The sequence below is a fragment of the Steroidobacter sp. genome (assembly GCF_036406195.1).
Lineage (GTDB): Bacteria > Pseudomonadota > Gammaproteobacteria > Steroidobacterales > Steroidobacteraceae > Steroidobacter.
On sequence record NZ_DASWVW010000061.1, the window covers coordinates 235,988 to 253,809 of the forward strand.

18 protein-coding genes are annotated in these 17,822 nt (G+C 62.8%); 9 read left to right on the forward strand and 9 right to left on the reverse strand.

Going from position 1 to position 17,822, the window contains the following annotated elements; genetic code table 11:
• The first annotated feature begins 130 nt into the window (after positions 1–130).
• Positions 131–1,054 carry an aspartyl/asparaginyl beta-hydroxylase domain-containing protein gene (locus tag VGE08_RS24695; RefSeq protein WP_331070600.1) on the forward strand — a complete coding sequence of 308 codons (924 nt, stop codon included), beginning with the start codon at positions 131–133 and terminating at the stop codon, positions 1,052–1,054.
• Positions 1,055–1,306: 252 nt separating this feature from the next.
• Positions 1,307–2,131: a hypothetical protein gene (locus VGE08_RS24700; protein ID WP_331070601.1), complete on the forward strand. Its 825-nt coding sequence runs from the start codon at positions 1,307–1,309 to the stop codon at positions 2,129–2,131.
• 16 nt (positions 2,132–2,147) lie between these two features.
• On the opposite strand, the gene VGE08_RS24705 is transcribed toward VGE08_RS24700, so the two are convergent.
• From VGE08_RS24705 to VGE08_RS24730, 6 genes are all read right to left on the reverse strand, one after another.
• Positions 2,148–2,696, reverse strand: a complete 549-nt coding sequence (locus VGE08_RS24705; protein ID WP_331070602.1) for a DUF2058 domain-containing protein — start codon at positions 2,694–2,696, stop codon at positions 2,148–2,150.
• A gap of 149 nt (positions 2,697–2,845) precedes the next feature.
• A complete protein-coding gene (locus VGE08_RS24710; RefSeq protein ID WP_331070603.1) occupies positions 2,846–3,784 on the reverse strand; it encodes an AraC family transcriptional regulator in 939 nt (312 codons plus the stop codon).
• Between the two features lie 194 nt (positions 3,785–3,978).
• Positions 3,979–4,689: a 16S rRNA pseudouridine(516) synthase gene (locus VGE08_RS24715; protein ID WP_331070604.1), complete on the reverse strand. Its 711-nt coding sequence runs from the start codon at positions 4,687–4,689 to the stop codon at positions 3,979–3,981.
• Positions 4,686–5,744 carry a class I SAM-dependent methyltransferase gene (locus VGE08_RS24720; protein WP_331070605.1) on the reverse strand — a complete coding sequence of 353 codons (1,059 nt, stop codon included), beginning with the start codon at positions 5,742–5,744 and terminating at the stop codon, positions 4,686–4,688. Before VGE08_RS24720 ends, VGE08_RS24715 begins: the two co-directional genes overlap by 4 nt.
• Positions 5,734–7,017, reverse strand: a complete 1,284-nt coding sequence (locus VGE08_RS24725) for an aminotransferase class I/II-fold pyridoxal phosphate-dependent enzyme (RefSeq protein WP_331070606.1) — start codon at positions 7,015–7,017, stop codon at positions 5,734–5,736. The genes VGE08_RS24720 and VGE08_RS24725 overlap by 11 nt, the downstream gene beginning before the upstream one ends.
• A 138-nt stretch (positions 7,018–7,155) precedes the next feature.
• Positions 7,156–7,455 carry a hypothetical protein gene (locus VGE08_RS24730; RefSeq protein WP_331070607.1) on the reverse strand — a complete coding sequence of 100 codons (300 nt, stop codon included), beginning with the start codon at positions 7,453–7,455 and terminating at the stop codon, positions 7,156–7,158.
• 143 nt (positions 7,456–7,598) lie between these two features.
• Here VGE08_RS24730 and VGE08_RS24735 point away from each other — a divergent pair, with 143 nt between their 5' ends.
• Positions 7,599–8,426 carry a fumarylacetoacetate hydrolase family protein gene (locus VGE08_RS24735; protein WP_331070608.1) on the forward strand — a complete coding sequence of 276 codons (828 nt, stop codon included), beginning with the start codon at positions 7,599–7,601 and terminating at the stop codon, positions 8,424–8,426.
• Positions 8,427–8,561: 135 nt separating this feature from the next.
• Here the strand turns inward: VGE08_RS24735 and VGE08_RS24740 are convergent, their stop codons facing one another.
• Positions 8,562–9,833 (reverse strand): VOC family protein, encoded by a 1,272-nt coding sequence (locus tag VGE08_RS24740; protein WP_331070609.1) that lies wholly within the window; start codon positions 9,831–9,833, stop codon positions 8,562–8,564.
• 285 nt (positions 9,834–10,118) lie between these two features.
• Here VGE08_RS24740 and VGE08_RS24745 point away from each other — a divergent pair, with 285 nt between their 5' ends.
• From VGE08_RS24745 to VGE08_RS24755, 3 genes are read left to right on the forward strand one after another with little or no spacing between them, the layout of a single operon-like run.
• A complete protein-coding gene (locus VGE08_RS24745) occupies positions 10,119–10,847 on the forward strand; it encodes a histidine phosphatase family protein (RefSeq protein ID WP_331070610.1) in 729 nt (242 codons plus the stop codon).
• 57 nt (positions 10,848–10,904) lie between these two features.
• Positions 10,905–12,968 carry a carbon starvation CstA family protein gene (locus tag VGE08_RS24750; protein WP_331070611.1) on the forward strand — a complete coding sequence of 688 codons (2,064 nt, stop codon included), beginning with the start codon at positions 10,905–10,907 and terminating at the stop codon, positions 12,966–12,968.
• Positions 12,965–13,159, forward strand: a complete 195-nt coding sequence (locus tag VGE08_RS24755; RefSeq protein ID WP_331070612.1) for a YbdD/YjiX family protein — start codon at positions 12,965–12,967, stop codon at positions 13,157–13,159. Before VGE08_RS24750 ends, VGE08_RS24755 begins: the two co-directional genes overlap by 4 nt.
• Before the next feature lie 151 nt (positions 13,160–13,310).
• Here the strand turns inward: VGE08_RS24755 and VGE08_RS24760 are convergent, their stop codons facing one another.
• Together VGE08_RS24760 and VGE08_RS24765 are read right to left on the reverse strand one after the other, a co-directional pair.
• A complete protein-coding gene (locus VGE08_RS24760) occupies positions 13,311–15,476 on the reverse strand; it encodes a xanthine dehydrogenase family protein molybdopterin-binding subunit (RefSeq protein ID WP_331070613.1) in 2,166 nt (721 codons plus the stop codon).
• A gap of 1 nt (position 15,477) precedes the next feature.
• Positions 15,478–15,966 (reverse strand): (2Fe-2S)-binding protein, encoded by a 489-nt coding sequence (locus VGE08_RS24765; protein ID WP_331070614.1) that lies wholly within the window; start codon positions 15,964–15,966, stop codon positions 15,478–15,480.
• A gap of 249 nt (positions 15,967–16,215) precedes the next feature.
• On the opposite strand from VGE08_RS24765, the gene VGE08_RS24770 reads away from it, so the two are divergent.
• The 3 genes from VGE08_RS24770 to VGE08_RS24780 all read left to right on the forward strand — a co-directional run bounded on the left by VGE08_RS24770 (position 16,216) and on the right by VGE08_RS24780 (position 17,805).
• A complete protein-coding gene (locus tag VGE08_RS24770; protein ID WP_331070615.1) occupies positions 16,216–16,680 on the forward strand; it encodes a polymer-forming cytoskeletal protein in 465 nt (154 codons plus the stop codon).
• A gap of 14 nt (positions 16,681–16,694) precedes the next feature.
• Entirely contained in the window at positions 16,695–17,045 is a 351-nt protein-coding gene (locus VGE08_RS24775) for a hypothetical protein (RefSeq protein ID WP_414717534.1), read from the forward strand.
• A 238-nt stretch (positions 17,046–17,283) separates the two neighbouring features.
• Positions 17,284–17,805, forward strand: coding sequence for a DUF1993 domain-containing protein (locus VGE08_RS24780; RefSeq protein WP_331070617.1), 522 nt, complete (start codon positions 17,284–17,286; stop codon positions 17,803–17,805).
• The last annotated feature ends 17 nt before the right edge of the window (positions 17,806–17,822 follow it).

Genomic DNA, 17,822 nt, shown 5'->3' on the forward strand with positions numbered 1-17,822 from the left:
GCACAAGCGCGAATCCGTGGAATTACTCATGTAGCGTCAACACTGCAATTCTCTATCGCAACTTGTTCTTCAGCGCGCCGTGAGTATCCTTTTGCCAACACAGTACACTGTCCACTCCGCGCGCCTCGCTATGTATCACTCGCTGCTGTCACCTCGGCTGCTCGTCCTTGGCACGTTCCTGGTTTGCGTCACCTTTGTGCAGTTTCGAGGCCGCGTGCGCCATAAGTTTTCACGGCTGGTGGCGGATCACGCCAACCTGCTGGCGCCGTACAACACCCTGATGTATCTGTTCTCGGCGGTAAAAGCCAAGCCCTATGCCGACGTGCGGGACTTTCCGGAGCTGCAGCAGGTCACCGGGCAATGGCAGATGATCCGCGACGAGGCGCTGAAGCTGTTCGATGAAGGTCACATTCGCGCGGCCGCCAGCTACAACGACATCGGCTTCAACACTTTCTTCAAGCGCGGCTGGAAGCGTTTTTACCTGAAGTGGTACGGCGACTTCCTGCCCTCGGCCGCGGCGCTGTGTCCGAAGACGACGGAGCTGCTGGCGAAAATTCCTTCCATCAACGCGGCAATGTTTACACTTCTACCGCCCGGCTCGCGCCTCGGCGCGCATCGAGATCCATTCGCCGGCTCGCTGCGCTATCACCTCGGCCTGGCCACGCCGAATTCGCCGGATTGCCACATCATCGTCGACGGCGAGAAGTATTACTGGAAGGACGGCGAAGCGGTGATGTTCGATGAAACCTATATCCACCAGGCCGAGAATCGCACCGACGTCACGCGCGTGATTCTTTTCTGCGACATCGAGCGTCCGTTGTCTAACCCCGTGTTGCGATGGATTAATCGCACTATCGGCCGCGGCATGATTCGCGCGGCGGCAACACAGAACGTGCCCGGCGAGCACGTCGGCATCCTCAATCACATATTCTCTTACGTGTACCGGATTCGCACGCTCAGCCTGAGCATCAAGGAATGGAATAAACCGGTTTATTATCTGGTGAAATGGCTGCTGATCGCCGCCATTGTCTACGCCATCGTGGTCGGATTCTGAGACAGTGTGTCACCCGGCCCGGCACACTCGCCGGGTCCTGCCAGCCTGGCAGTGAGAATTGTTTCCTCCGTCGCGATAATCGGCGCAAATATCCGACGCAAATCGTCACTTGCGATGACGAGTTTCCCTGCGGCGCTTTTCAGCATGGAACTTCCGTGCGTGCGTGTCGTTGCTTGCTTATCCTCGGCATGGATACTGCAAACCTGATGAACAAGAAGGTTTCGCCGGTGCCGATGGTCGGGAGCTGCAACGATGATGCGTCTCGGACTTGCGTGTATCACTCTTCTGTTTCCCCTGCTCAGCTTCGCTTGCGAGAGCGTCAATCGCGAACAGTGCAAGCAACGTTTCATTGAACTGGTGAGCTACCGCACCGAGGCCATCACCAACGCCTTCGGCGATCTGCTCGGCACCCTGCCGGCCGCACTCACCGTGCGTTTCGCCGGCAGCAAGGAACTGGCCGCCACCGACGGCAAGGAAACATACGATCAGGAGCACCGGGCGCTGGTGTTCCCCCGGCGTCTGCTCAGCTCCAAGATCCCCAATCCACTGCGCGCCGCCGCTTATTACTGGCCGTTCTATGAGAATGAACAGTATCGCAGCGCCTTTCCGGTGGTGGAGACCATCGACCAGCTGATCTGGACCGCGTTCCTGCAGGAGGCGGCCAAGGAGCGCGGGCTCTCCTGGCCGCACAAGGACTGCAAGTCGCACGACCTGGGCAAGCGCCTGCCCTGCGAAATGCTGGTCGAAGGCATCAACGAGCATCTGAAGGAAGTGCGCACGCCGATCTTCAATGCCAACCGCATCGACATGATCTGGCCCGAGGATTTTGCGCGTTTCCGGCGCAGCCTCTGGAACAAGGGCGATCAGGTCTATCTGGACGTGCAGCGCTACGGCGGGATTCTGTTGATTGGCCCGATCATCGATCAGTTCGGCGTGCCGCGTGCGCTGGAATATATCGCGCAGACGCCATTCCAGGTCGAAGACAACAACATGCGCCTGTCAGCGCAGCGCTATCAGGAACGCGCCCGCGAAGCGCTCGACTACCACGACTACAACTCGGCCAAAGCCTACGACTGAAATCGCCAGCAGCCGTTCACCACATCAGATCGTCGGGCACCACGAAGTCCTTGTACGGATCGTCTTCGGCGGGCTTGGATTCTGTCGCATTCAGCTTCACCACGGCCCGCTCGTCGCGCTCGCGAATGCGCTCGGCGATTTCCGGCAGCACCAGGTCGTATTTGCCCTCGCAGCGAACGATGACGATGCTGCCGGCGATCAGCTTTTCACGCAACGCATTGTCGGCGGTGATCCGACGCACCTTGCCGCGATCGATGAAGTTGAAGTATTCCTCGCTGTCGGGCTTGGGCAGGCGGTGTTGCTCGATGAGCTGTTTGATCTGCGCCCAGCGCTCCTTGCGCTCCTGATTTTCCTGGCGCTTACGGTTCAGCTCGGCGTCGCGCGCGGCCTTGGCGGCCTGCGCCTTGGCCCGGGCTTCAGCGGCACGCTTTTCCTGCTCCTCGCGCAGCGCCCGGTTCTTGGCCTGCTGGTGGTGCTGCTGCTTTTGCTGCTGTTCGGCCTGGCGCGCCTGCTTCTTGCTGCCGAGGCCGGCGGCCAGCAGCTGCTCGCGCAATGACATGCTCATCGAAGGCTCCGCACGGACTCCTCTGGGGACGGCGCCATTCTACTACGCAGTGGTTAGCGGTTGGCGGTTAGCGGTTAGTCCGGAATGGAGCAAGGTTGGCTTCTGGTCTGACCAACCACTAGCCACTAACCGCTAACCGCTGCGGGAATTCAGGCAGGCAACAGCCCGCCGCCGCGCACCGTCTCGATTTCCCGGCGCGGCGGCGCACCGAACAGCCGCCGATATTCCCGGCTGAACTGCGACGGGCTTTCATAGCCCACGCGATGCGCGGCCGCAGCGGCTTCCAGCCCCTCGGTCAGCATCAGGCGCCGCGCCTCGTGCAATCGCAGGTGTTTCTGGAATTGCATCGGCGACATGGCGGTCACCGCTTTGAAGCGATGATGCAACGAGGATTCGCTCATGTGCGCCGCCGCGGCCAGATCCTCGATGCGCAACGATTCGGTGAATCGCTTGCGCAACAGCTCGATGGCGCGAGCCACGCGATTGACCTGGCTGTCCACTACGCACAACTCGCGCAATCGATGGCCCATCTCGCCGGTCAACACCCGGTAATGAATTTCGCGCATTACCAGAGGGGCGAGAATCGCGGCGTCACGCGGCTCTTCCAGCAATCGCGTCAAGCGCAGGACCGCATCCAGCAATTGCGGGCCGGTGCGTGCAACATACAAACCACGGTCGGTCGAAGGCGGCACGCCGCTGCGGCCAACCTGCAACAGCAGCTCGCCGATGGTGCGCGCATCCAGCTCGAACCGCAGGCAAAGGTACGGCCGCTCCGGCGTGGCCTCGATCACCTGACCCACCGCCGGCAACGTGACTGACACCACCAGGTAATTCAACGCGTCGTAGTAATAGATGTCATCGCCCAGCAAGCAGCGCTTGCGCCCCTGGACGACGATGCATAGCGAAGGCTCGTAGACCGAGGGCGTCGGGATCGAAGGCGAATTGCCGCGAATGACCGTCAGTCCGCGAATGGCGGATGGATGCACACCTTCGTTGGGAGTCCACCGGGCCACCAGCGCGGCCAGCTCGGCCTGCTGTTCATCCAGGTTGGGCACTTCGGGAGCGATGGAATCCATGGCTGCGCTCATGGCTGCGGCCTCGATTGAGCAAGCACGACAACGACGAATAGGCTATCTGGAAAGATCCAGCCAGAGCGATTCCAGCATAGACCGGTGCGCTTGTCCCGGGTACCCCGGGCATGTTTGCAGAATCGGGCAAGAATCAACCAGCCACAGTCAAAAGCCGGGCCGGTGCTCAGTGCTCAGTGCTCAGTGCTCAGTGCTCAGTGCTCAGGCACGGTAAACAATCGTTCACGATCCGCGGCGTCCAGCAAGCGCCACTGGCCCATAGGCAGATCGCCCAGCTCCAGGCCACCGACGCGGCTGCGATGAAGCGCTTCGACGTGATTGCCAACCGCTGCGAACATGCGTCGCGCCTGATGATAGCGGCCTTCCGTGAGCGTGAGCCGCGCCTGCCGGGGACCGAGCACTTCGAGCTTCGCTGGCGCCAGCGGCTCGCGTTCGGACTCCAGCATCAGTTTGCCGCTGGCGAATATTTTGGCTTCATCACCACGCAGATCGCGCGCGAGCGTCGCTTCATAGACTTTCGGCAGCTTGGATCTGGGCGAGACGATCTTGTGCAGCAACTTGCCATCGTCGGTCATCAGCAACAAACCCGTGGTCTCCCGATCGAGCCGACCCACTGTCGCCAGCACCGGATCGCGATGTCGAAAGCGCGGCGGCAACAAGTCATAAACGATCTGTCCCGGATCCGTGGTCGAGCACGTGTAACCGGTCGGCTTGTGCATCATCAGCAGCATGCCGTGCGGCGGATCGAGAGGTTGACCATCGATGCGCACGCGCGCGTGCTCGACCTTGTCGTCCGAATACAGCACTTCGCCATCGACATCGGTGATGCGACCGTCGCGAAAGATCGCAAGCACTTCCTTGCGACTGCCGTAACCGAGATTGGCGATGAGCCTGAGCAATCTCATCGCGCCGCCTTGGCGGACCGGGCACGCACGGCTTCGATGATCTTGTAGCCATGCTGCTGTACCACCGTTTGGACCTTGGCGAAGCTCTCGCTCAGCGCGTTCTCGTAGGGCAGGTGACGATTCGCGACCAGCCACAATCTGCCGCCCGGACCAAGCGCATCGGCCGCCACGGCAATGAATCGACGTCCGATGTCGGGCCGGTCGATGCCACGCTGCGCATGGAACGGTGGATTGGTGACGATGACATCGTATGTATCAGGCAAGCCCGCGGCGACATCGTGCCAGCGATAGTCGATCGCCACGCGCGCTTCGAAACTCTCGAGATTCACTCGCGCCAGCTCCAGTGCACGATTCTCCGCCTCGTAGGCATCGAGCGCCGTGATGCCGGGACAACGCGTCAGCAGCTCAGCAGACAAATACCCGAACCCCGCCCCAAGATCCGCGGCGCGTCCCGCGAGATCTTCCGGCAGATGCTCGGCGAGCAACGCGGATGCCACATCGATGCGATCCCAGGCGAAGATGCCTGGCCGGCTCAGGAACCGGCCATCCGCAATGGCCCGAGGCTCGTCGAGCGTTTGCCAATGCGCCAACAAAGAAACATCGAGCCTTGCCAGCGACGCGGTCCAGAACACGCGGCATTTGTTCTTGCTCATCGACTCGACGCCGCCGGCCAGCTGCGCCAGATCGGCCTCGCTGGAACGCGCGCCTTCATCGTTGCTCTGGCAGGCGATGATGCGGCCACCAGGCTTGGTCATCGCGACCGCACGCGCCATCAAGGCGCGCGCTTCGTCTCGCTGGCGTGGCGGCAGGATCAATACCAGCTCATAGGTTTTCGGCGCGTCGGCCTGGTTGACGGCGAAACCCGCCTGCAACAACGCATCAGCTTCGGGTTTGAAGCTCTGCTCGCAGAACAGACCGGGCAACGGCCGCTGGTGCATGGGCCAACCATCGCGCGCGCGAAGGAACATCGCGCCGCCGGTCGGCCACGGCAGGCGACCTTCCCTGAACGGCAGGAACAGCGTTTCGAGCGCCGCGTCGCTGCGATCAGCCGGCATGCGACTGCAGCAGCTTCTCGGTCGCCGCGAGCAAGACGCACACCGCGACGCCTTCGGCGGCCTGGGCCACTTCGGGCAATTCCGGGAAGCTCGGCGCAATGCGAATGAAACGATCGTGCTCATCCTTGCCCAGCGGATGCGTCGCGCCCGCTGGCGTGAGCTCCACGCCCGCCTCTTTCGCCAGCTTCACCACCTGCTTCGCGCAGCCATCGAGCACTTCCAGCGAAATGAAATAACCGCCCCTGGGTCGAGTCCAGCGCGCCACGCCCGAAGCGCCGAGCTGCTGCTCGAACGTTTTCAACACCTGCTCGAACTTCGGCGCCAGGATTTCGCGATGCCGCTCCATCAGCGCGGTCACGCCGCCATTGCGGTTGAACAGCCGGATGTGGCGCAGCTGATTCACCTTGTCGCCGCCGATGGTCTGGATGCTCATGTTCTTCAGGTACCAGGCCACGTTGTCCTTGGAACCGGCGAACAAAGCGACGCCCGCGCCGGCGAACGTGATCTTGGACGTCGAGCCGAAGATGAAGGCGCGATTCGGGTGGCCATGACGCGCGCACAGCTCATCGACATTGGGTATTTCGACGCGCTCGGCGGTGAGGTGGTGCACGGCGTAGGCGTTGTCCCAGAACAAACGAAAGTCGCGCGCGGCCGTCTTCATCTTCGCCAGGCGCTCGACCGTTTCGTTCGAATACACCGTGCCGCACGGGTTGCTGTACTTGGGTACGCACCACATGCCTTTGATCTGGGCATCGGCGGCGACCAGTCGCTCGACCACGGCCATGTCGGGGCCGGTATCGAGCATGGGTACTGGAATCATCTCGATGCCGAACTGCGCGCAGATGGAGAAGTGTCGATCGTATCCCGGCACCGGGCACAGCAACGCCACGCGGGATTCGCGCGACCAGGGCTGCTGGCTGTCGATCGTGCCCTTGAGCAGCGAATAAACGACCGCGTCGTGCATCAATGACAGGCTGGCATTGCCGCCGAGGATCACGCGATCCGCTGTAACGCCGAAAAACGGTGCCAGCTGCGCGCGAAGTTCCGGCAGGCCCTGCAACTCGCCATAGTTGCGAGTGTCGACGGCGCCGGCCAGATAGTCGGCACCGGGCAGGCTGAGCAATTCGTTGCACAGGTCCAGCTGTTGCGACGACGGTTTGCCACGCGTCAGGTTGAGTTTGAGCTTGCGCTCGGCAAATGCCTGGTAGCGTCGGCGAATGTCTTCATGGGCGGCGCGCAGTTCGGCGACACCCGCAGTCGTCAGGTTGTGCATGGAAGCGGTTTGCGGTTGGTGGTTAGTGGTTGGCCAGAGGGAACTCCGGACTCGGGCGCGATCTTAGCGGCCCGATGTCCAAGAGCCTATGGTTCGCAGCCGAACTTCGGCCTTTTCTTCCGCACTAACCCCTAACCACTAACCGCTACCCGCTTTCTTCCGGCCCTTCGGCGGCTGCTTCACCGCGTGCAGCACGTTATCGGCGACGCGAGACATCCAACCGCCGGAGTACAGCATCATCTTCAGCGTGTGCAGCAGCACCTGCCCCGGACCTTCCACGGCCAGGCGGCAGTCTTCCTCGATCTTGCAATTCTGCATCTCGAAGAGGCCATTGCCCTCGATGACCAGATTGGTGTCCTTGAAATGGCAGTCGATGAACGTCTTGCCGTCCAGTACCACGCGCTGCCCGGTGAAGGTTTTGCCGCGAACCTGCTTCATCTTTATGTAACTTCTTGAATGTGATCGCCCGGCCTGCGGTCACGGGCGCCTGCTGCACAAGGCGGTCTTTCTACACGAATACACCGGCTCTTGCACGGCCCACCCTTGCACGGTACGGCACGGTAGGGGAAGCTGCCGGCCGCATGCGCTTATGTAGATTCGATACCGACAGAGTCGGGGTGCTCCGCGGCGACAGGGTCGTCGATGTGACCTCGGTGCTGGATTCCATCCCCGCGACGCGCTGGCCCTTCGATCCGGGGGACCTGTTGATCGCCAACTTCGGCCGGCTGAAGCACTTGATCGACCAGGAAATGCTCACCGGCGAGCCGCGTCACCTGGCCGACTGCGCGCTCAAGAGCCCGGTGGCCAACCCCAGCAAGATCCTCGGCGCGCTCAACAACTATCACGAGCCCGCCGATGACGCGGACTACCCGGTCAGCACGCTGGATCGCGACGGCCTGTTCCTGAAGGCGAGCACGTCGCTGGCCGGTCCGTCCGACGGCATCGAGCTGGCCTGGCCGGGCCGGCAGCACGATCACGAAGTGGAGCTGGCGGTCGTCATTGGTTCCTGGTGCCGCAACGTGAGCCGCGAGCGCGCGATGGATCACGTCGTCGGGTACACCGTGGCGCTGGACATGACGATGAAGGGTTCCGAGGAGCGCGGGCTGCGCAAATCGCTGGATGCGCACACGGTGCTCGGCCCCTGGCTCATCACGCGGGATGAAATCGCCGATCCGGGCAACCTCGGCTTGTGGCTACAGGTGAATCGTCAGCCTCGACAACGCGGTAACACGCGCAACTTGCTGAACGATGTGCCGCGCCTGATCGAATACGTGTCGTCGTTTTTCACGCTGTATCCCGGCGACATCCTCCTGACCGGAACGCCGCCAGGCGCCGGACCGGTGGCGCCCGGAGACATCATCGACGCCGGCATCGTCGGCGTGGGCTCGATGCGAGTCGAGGTCCGCTAGCCTTGCCATAACGGGCCCGGATAGAAGACGAGGCCGTCGCAATCCTCTCGACGGCCCCGCGCTACCTAGCACTAATGTTGTGGTTCGAAAGGGCCGGGCCCTTTCGAGCTTAGTGACTAGCCCCTTCCCTGGGCATCACTTCCCCTTTCGCGGCTTTTTCACCGCCTTCTTCTTCCCCCCCGAGCGCGTCTTGCTCTTGGCCGCGACCTTCCGGGCGCCTTTCTTGGCGCCTCTGCGGGCCGCGGACTTCTTGCTGCCGGCGCCCTTGGCCGCCGGCCGCTTCTTGCTGGACTTCTGCTTGCCGGCCGATTTCTTGCCACCGGACTTCTTGCCACCAGACTTCTTGGCTGGCCGCTTGGTCGACTTCTTGGCCGGCGCTTTCTTGGCCGGGCCCTTCTTGGCCGGAGCCTTTTTCGCCGGAGACTTCTTGGCGGGCGCTCGCTTCGCGGGCGCTTCCTTGGCGGGCGCCTTTCTGGCCGGAGCTTTCTTCGCGGGTGCCTTCTGCGCCGGCTCCTCCACCGGTTTATCGGCCGGCGGCGCTTGCTCGGCAGGCGTCTCGGGTTCCTGCACCGCCGGCGGCGGGTTCTCGGTCTCCAATGTCAGCTGTTGCGGCTGTTTCTTGGCCTGCTTGGGTTTCTTCTCGGGCTTTTTCATGTTGGCGGCCGAGGCGTGCGCCGCGAACATCGCGCCCTGCGGATCGAGCGCCGCGACAATCCAATCCCCGCCCGGCACTTCCATGGGCCCGTTGATGATCTGGCCGCCGGCGGACTTCACTTTCTGGGCGGTCTGGTTCACATCCTTGACGTGCACATAGCTGAGCCAAGCGGTGCCCTGGCCACTGTCCATGGTCTTCATCATGCCTCCCAGCGCGTCGCCATTCAGCCCGTAGATCAGATAAGTGCCCATCGGCCCCATGTCGTGCTCGCGGATCTTCTCCCAACCGAACAAGGCGGAGTAGAACTCGAAAGCGGCCTCGTGATCGGGGCTGAGCAACTCGTGCCAGGAATGCTCGCCGACTTTCGGGGGCGTGATCTTGCCGTAGTCCTCGGCGGATTCATACACGCCGAACGTGGCGCCATAGGGATCCTGCAGCACCGCGTAGCGGCTGCCGGTGGACAACGTCTCCACTTCCTTCACCACCGAGCCGCCTTTTTGCTTCGCCAGCTCGATGGTGTTTTCGATGTCGCCGGTGCCGATGTACGGCAGCCAGTGCGGGGCGGCACTGTCGCGCCCGACCGTTGCACCGATGGGACCGCGCGGCGCGGCGAACATAACGTAAGAAGCGTCTTCTTCCCAAGGCTGACTCTTCCAGCCGATCGCCTTCCCATAGAACGCATGGGCGGCATTGGCATCCGGCGTCACCAGCTCATGCCAGACGAATCGTCCACGGACATTCTGATCTGCCATCGTAAATTCCCTCGATGAGAACTTGTTAGGATGTCTCGAGCGGTCGAATCAAGTGCGTTCGTTGGCGGCTGAGCATACTCCGCTCGTTGACGCAAAAGTAGTCAACACTCAACAGACATTTTCACATCGAGCATTCGTTGCCATCGCCCATGGCAGCGCAGTGATGCCGGGCGCATGTAATTGTCGAACGCAGCGCCGGCATACTTGCCAAAAACCGGCGATGAGGTACAACAGCACGTCAGGAACCCGCACTCTCACCGCACCGAGACAACAGATCTCATGATCATGAAGCCTGAAGCGCGGCACACTCGTCGTGCATTCCTGGCGCTGACCGGCGCGCTTGCAATGATGAGCATGCCGCCCGCCCTGGCAGCCAGCGATGCGCCGTTGCAGATCTGGTTCATCCGGCACGGTCAAAGTGAGCTCAACGTGCCCGGTACGCCGCGCACCGTGCCCGACAGCGGTGTGAGTTACCCGTTGACCCGCCACGGCATGGAACAAGCGCGCGCGCTGGCCGAGTCATTGCGCGGGGCACCGATCAGAAAGGTCTACACCAGCACGCACCTGCGTGCCATTCAGACCGCCGACGCCATCGCGCTCGATCACATCCTGCCCCTGCAGCTGGCGCCGGAAGCGGTCGAGATCGACCTGGGCGTCACGCCGGACTCGGGCCAGGACATCGGCGCTGTATACGCCGAGCTGACGCATAAGTGGCTCATGGAAAAAGACATCGAGGCACGGCACGGCAGCGGCGAGAGTTTTGGCGACGTGCAGCGCCGCTTCCTGCCGTTGGTGCGCGAAATCATGAACCGTCACGCGCTGGACAGCGGCGTCGTCGTGATCGTGGCGCACAGCGCCACGCTCGGACTCATGGTGCCGGTACTGGCCAATAACGTGCCCGCGGATTTCTCGTTGCGCCACCCGGTGCCTAACACCGGCATCATCAAGACCGAGCTGCGCGACAGCCGGCTGTTCTGTATCGACTGGGCCGGGGTCACCACCTTTGGTGAATGACCACCGCTGACGCGCTACCATGCCGCCGCACGAAGGACGGGGGGCGCGGCGGCAACAATGATACGAAAAGCATTCTGGATTCTGGTGGCGCTGGTCGGCGCCTGCGCGATCGGCGGCATCGCCATTCATCGCGGCGAAACCATCAATGCCATGTGGATCGTGGTGGCCGCGATCTGCGTCTACAGCCTGGGCTATCGCTTTTACAGTGCATGGGTCGCCGCGAAAGTGCTCAGCGTGGACCCGACGCGCGCCACCCCGGCACTGCGCCTGAACAACGGCCGCGACTTCGTGCCGACCCATCGCTGGATCGTGTTCGGCCATCACTTCGCCGCCATCGCCGGTCCCGGCCCGCTGATCGGCCCGACGCTCGCAGCCCAGTTCGGCTATCTGCCGGGCACCTTGTGGATCCTGGTCGGCGGCGTGCTCGGCGGCTGCGTTCAGGATATGACCATCCTGTTCCTGTCCACGCGGCGCAACGGCCGCAGCCTGGGACAGATGGCCCGCGACGAGCTGGGCCCCATCGGCGGCTTCGCGGCAATGCTCGGCACGCTCACCATCATGATCATCCTCATCGCCGTGCTCGGGCTGGTGGTGGTGAACGCGATGAAGCACAGCCCCTGGGCCACCTCGACGGTGTTCGCGACCATCCCCATCGCCGTGCTGATCGGTTTGTACCTGCGCAATATCCGGCCGGGCCGCGTGCTGGAAGGCTCGATCATCGGTATCGCGCTGCTGCTGCTCGCCGTCGTGGGCGGCGGCTGGGTCGACTCGCACCCGGCGCTGCGCGAAATGTTCAACCTCGAAGGCAAGCCGCTGGCGTGGTTCGTCATCGGTTACGGCTTCATTGCAGCCGTGTTACCCGTGTGGCTGCTGCTCGCCCCGCGCGACTATCTGTCCACGTTCCTGAAGCTGGGCACCGTGCTGCTGCTGTTCGTCGCCGTCATCCTCATGCGGCCCGACATCCATATGCCCGCGGTCACGCAGTTCATCGACGGGAGTGGGCCGATTTTTGGCGGCGCGCTGTTTCCGTTCGTGTTCATCACCATCGCCTGCGGCGCCATCTCGGGGTTCCACGCCCTGGTGTCCAGCGGGACCACGCCGAAGCTCATCGGCAATGAAGCCGACGTGCGGTTGATCGGCTACGGCAGCATGATGCTGGAGTCGGCCGTGGCCATCATGGCCATGATCGCCGCGACCCTGCTGCAACCCGGCGTGTATTTCGCCATCAACAGCGCGCCCGGCATCGTCGGCGCCAGCGCCGAAGCGGCGGTCGCGACCATCACCAGCTGGGGCTTCCCCGTCACGGTCGAGCAGATGGCCGCGCTCGCCAACGAAATGGGCGAATCGACCCTGTTCGCGCGCACCGGCGGCGCGCCGTCGCTGGCAGTGGGCATGGCCAGCATTTTCTCCAGCGCCTTCGGCCAAAGCATGCTGGCCCTCTGGTATCACTTCGCCATCATGTTCGAAGCGGTGTTCATTCTGACCACGCTGGATGCCGGCACGCGTGTCGGCCGCTTCATGCTGCAGGATGCGCTCAGCCATGTATGGAAGCCGATGGGCGAGACGTCGTGGTATCCGTCAGTGCTGATCGCCAGCGGCCTGGTGGTCGCGGGCTGGGGTTATTTCCTGTACATCGGCGTGGTCGACCCCAACGGCGGCATCAACATTCTCTGGCCGCTGTTCGGCATCGCCAATCAGCTGCTGGCCGGCATCGCATTGAGCGTGGCCACCGGCATCCTGATCAAGCAGGGCAAGCTGCGATTTTCATGGGTAACCGCCGCGCCACTGGCGTGGCTGGCCATCGTGACCACGTCCGCCACGTGGGAAAAAGTCGTGTCCAGCGATCCGCGCATCGGCTTCCTGGCCGCCGCCGATCAGCTGGCGGCCAAACTCGCCAGCGGCGCATTGCCGGCGCAGCAGGCGGCAGTCGCGCCGCAGTTGATCTTCAACCAGCGGCTGGATGCGGGGCTGGCCATATTGCTGACGTTGATCCTGTGGGTGGTCATCGCCGACATGATCCGCGTAAGCTTCCGGACGGTCCGTGGCCTGCCGGTGCCGCCGAACTCGGAGGCACCGCACGTCCACATCGACACGGTCAAAGTCAGCGCGGAGGCAGCATGAGCATGCAACGACTCGCCCATTGGCTGGCCGCGAGCTGGAGCATGATCCGCACGCTGGCCACCGATGACGCTTACGACAAATACCTGGCGCATCACGCCCAGGCACATGCCGGCTCACCTCCGATGAGCCGGCGCGCGTTCTATCTCAAGCAGCAGCAGAGCAAGTGGACCGGGGTGTCGCGTTGCTGCTGAGCCTGCAGCTGACGCTGCTATAGATAGCGACTGCTGCATTTGAGATGCCCATGTTTGGCATGGGAAGAAAAAACAGAGCAAGCCAACGCCCACCAACCTCCCTGCCCCAAAGCCCGCGTTGACCTACAGCGTCGACGCCTCTCTCTTCTTCTTAAACAACAAACCCCTGCTTCACGATCGGCAACCGACGCAACCTCTTCCTGGTCGCCGCGTAGATCGCATTACAAACCGCAGGAGCAACCAGAGCAGTCGCCGGCTCACCCATGCCGCCCGGCTTCTCGTCGCTATTGAGCAAGTGCACCTCGATGAGCGGCACCTCGTTGATCCTCAACAGCCGATAAGTATCGAAGTTCTGCTCCTGCACCTTGCCGCCCACCACGTTGATCTCGCCGAACAACGCCGCCGTCAATCCGAAGATGATGCTGCCCTCGGCCTGCGCCTGCACGATGCTGGGATTCACCATCCGCCCGCAATCGATCGCGCACACGATGCGATGGACCTTGAGCTTGTTGCCTTCGAGCGAAATCTCCGCGACCTGCGCCAGATAAGTGTCATAGCCCGACATCAACGCGACGCCTTGAAAACGTCCCGCCGGCGGATTGCCCCAGTTGGCTTTGCGCGTCGCTGCATCGAGCACCGCTAGCCAACGCGGCTCCTTCCCCAACAGCGAGCGCCGAAAATCGACCGGGTCCAGCCTCCCCTCCGCCGCCAGCTCATCCATGAAACTTTCGACGGTGAAGCAGTTGAGCGCATGGCTCACCGAGCGCCAGTAACCCACCTCCAACCCGATCTCGTGCCTCACGTAGTCGATATGGAGATTCGGCACGTCATACGGAAAGTTATGAACCGCCTCGATCGAAAACGGATCGGGCGTGCCCGCCGGCACCACGCCCGGCGCCCATCTCTCGGTGATCGACGGCGCAACCAACCGCACCTTCACCGTGTCCAGCTTGCCATTGGCATCGAAAGCTCCCGCCAGCGTATTGCGTGCCGGCGGACGATATTTGTCGTGAGTCGTGTCGTCCTCTCGCGTCCACAAGACTTTCACCGGCTTGTTCATCGCCTTCGCGCACTCGACCGCCGCCGGCACGAAATCCGCCTCCAGCCTGCGTCCGAAGCCGCCGCCAAGAAAGGTCGTGTGCACGAACACTTGCTCCGGCGGCAAGCCGGCCGCCGTGGCCGCGAACGCCTGCACCCGCTGTTGCGCCTGTGTGGGCGCATACACGTGACAACCATCCTCGCGGAACTCCACCGTGCAGTTCTGCGGCTCCATCGTCGCGTGCGCCAGCATCGGCAATTCATAGGTCGCCTCGACACGCCGGCTGTTCGCTTTCCAGCCCGCGTCGGCATCTCCCTGCTTGCGCACTTCCAGGCCTTTGCCGCTCGCCGCCGACTTCAGTCCGGCATAGATGGACGCATTGCTGATCTTGGCCGTGCTGCCTGGATTCCATTGAATGTCCAACGCATCGCGGGCCTGTTTCGCCTGCCACCAGGAATCGGCGACCACCGCCACGCCCGACGATGTTTGCAACACCTCGCGCACGCCCGGCATCGCTTTGGCCTGGTCGGCGTTGAAGCTTTTCACGCTGCCGCCCAACTCCGGCGGCTGCGCCAGCGCGGCGTACAGCATTCCGGGCAGTCGCATATCGATACCGAACTGCGCGCTGCCATCCACCTTCGAGGGGGTATCCAGTCTCGGCAAGCTCTTGCCGACGTACTTGAACTCGCTGACCGCTTTGACGTGCACATTCTCGGGAGCAGGCATCGCTGCGGCAGCTTCCGCCAGTTCGCCGAACGACTTGCGACGACTGGTGAACACGACGTAGCCATCGGCAACCGTGCATGACTGCGGAGGCGCACTCCACTCTTTCGCAGCGGCCGCAATCAAACGCGTGCGCGCCTCGGCCCCCGCCATGCGCAGTTTGTCCCAAGCTTCGCGCACGCTGGTGCTGCCGCCCGTCATTTGCGCACCGAGCATCTTGTTCACGTATTCGCTGCCAGGCGGCGCGAACTCGACTTTGATCTCGGTCGGCGCGACGCCAAGCTCTTCTGCGATCAAAGTCGGCAGCGCGGTATACACGCCCTGGCCCATCTCCGACTTGTCACAGAACATGGTGATCGAGCCGTCGGTGCCGATCTGCAGGAAGGCGTTTGCCTTGACCAGCTTCGGCGGCCCGGAGCTCTCGAGCGCCTGCTCGGGCTTGCTGCAACCGGGAATGTAACAAGCGATCACCAGGCCACTGGCCGCGGTCGCTGACGTTTTCAGAAAGCCGCGGCGCGTCAGCTCACCCTGCATGGAACGAATGGAGGTTGTCATCTCAGCCACCCTCCCCGCCGCTTCGAGCGGGTGACTGCTCAGCCAGCGCGGCGGCACGATGAACGGCTTTGCGAATGCGCGGATAGGTGCCGCAGCGGCAGATGTTACCGCTCATGGCCGCGTCGATGTCCGCATCCGAAGGCTTGGGATTTTGTTCGAGCAGCGCCACCGCGGACATGATCTGTCCCGACTGACAGTAGCCGCATTGAGGCACGTCGATCTCGATCCACGCGCGTTGCACCGGATGGCTGCGATCCGGCGACAGACCTTCGATGGTCGTAATCGATTTGCCGGCAACGCTTTCGACAGGCGCGATGCACGCTCGGGTGGGCGCGCCATCGACATGAACGGTACAGGCACCGCAGAGAGCCATGCCGCAACCGAACTTGGTACCCGTCAGCCCCAGCGTGTCCCGCAACACCCAGAGTAGCGGCGTATCCCCCGAGGCCTCCACGTCGCGTGGTTGGCCATTGACCGTGAGCTTGATCATTAAAAAATATCCTCACCGGCTTGGAATTTGTGTAGGGCGCGAATATAGGCCGGCGAGAGCAAATTCACACTCCTCTGTCTTGCAATGCAAAAGCCGCAACTGAACGGCGGGGCTGAACGAACAGCATCGCACATAGGGTTATGTCTGCCGGGGGCGACGTCGTGTCGGAATATTTGACACTCTTTGGTCGCCTGTGTAATTAACCGCAGCTCATTTACCCGCAGCTCGTTCAAACTGAGGAGTGCCGACATGGCGTTGTGGAAAGATCAGTACGGCAGGGAACAGAACACCCCGGACCCCGCCCCAGAAAAAACCGTCGCAACCGTCGCAGCCGTCGACACGCCTCGCGGTTCCGCGGCCCGTGCCAGCGCCGCCGCTGACACCAAGGAATCGGTGCTGGCCGCCGGCCTGACCATCGAGGGCAAGATCGAAGGCTCCGGCAACGTGCGCGTGGCCGGCAATTTCAAAGGCGACGTGCATGTGCAGGGCAACCTGACCATCGAGCAGGGCGCCAAGATCACCGGCAGCGTACGAGCCAACACCGTGATCGTCGGCGGCGAGCTGGAGGGCAACATCGACGCGGCTACTCGCGTGGAACTGCTGCAGACCGGCGTGCTGAACGGTGACCTCAAGGCGGGCTCGCTGACCGTCGCGGCGGGTTCTCGCATGCGCGGCCGCGCCGAATTCGGTTGGGATGAGAAAGGCGGCAAGTAGTCCCGATGCCCGTGATCAGTACGGGACGGGCAGCCTCGGCTGGCAAGACGCGCATATGCCCGCATTGCAAGTCGACCATTCTCGAAAGCGCGAGCATCTGCCCGGCTTGCCAGCATCACCTGCGCTTCGATCCGAAGGCTGCCGTCGAGCGCCGCGCCCAGGCGACGTTCTCGGCCTTGCGGGTCGAAGGCGCCTTTCGCCACCCGGCCGTAGGCGAGCCCTGGGAATATTCCATCGTCATCTCGGTGCGTAACGACCGCGGCGAAGAAGTGGAACGCAAGGTCGTTGGCGTGGGCGCGCTGGCCGCGAACGAAGGTCGCACCGTTACGTTATCGGTGGATGTGTACAAGCCGCCGGCGAAATAGCCGGCGCGCTATTACTCCATGACAGACGACGAGTTCGCCGTCGGCTCCGGCAGCGAGATGAACCGCTTCAGCTCCTCGATCTGCGCCTGCGACTCCTGTCGTTCGGCATCCGAATTCCGGTCGACGCCGGAGACTCCAATGTTAGCGCCCTTCTATAATGCGCGGCGCCACACCTGGCCAACGCTTGGAGCCGAGGCTGGGACCGCAACTTTCATGCACCGCTGTCCGGAGATCATCCATGAGCCTGTCCCTGTACGAAGTCACCATTCCCACCTTTCTGCTTACGCTGGGCAGCCTGAAGGCCGTGCTGGAAAAGGCGGTGGCGCATGCCGAAGCCCGCAAGTTCGATCCGAACGTGTTCGTCTCGATGCGGCTGTACCCGGACATGCTGCCGTTCAATCGCCAGGTGCAGATCGCGACCGACGCCGCCAAGGGCGCCGCCGCGCGCCTGAGCAACACCGAAGCGCCGAAGTTCGAGGATAACGAGACCACGATGGCCGAGCTGATAGCGCGCATCGTCAAGACCATCGATTATCTGCAGAGCTTCAAGCCCGAGCAGTTCACCGGAGACGACAGCCGCGTCATCAACGTCAAGACGCCGCGTATCTCGTTCGATTTCAAAGCTGCGGATTTCGTGCGGCACTGGGCGTTGCCGAACTTCTTCTTCCACGTGACCACCGCGTACGCGATGCTGCGTCATGGCGGCGTGCAGCTCGGCAAGGCCGACTTCCTGGGCAACTTGCCCATACTCGGAAATTGAGGTGTGCGGAAGCCGGC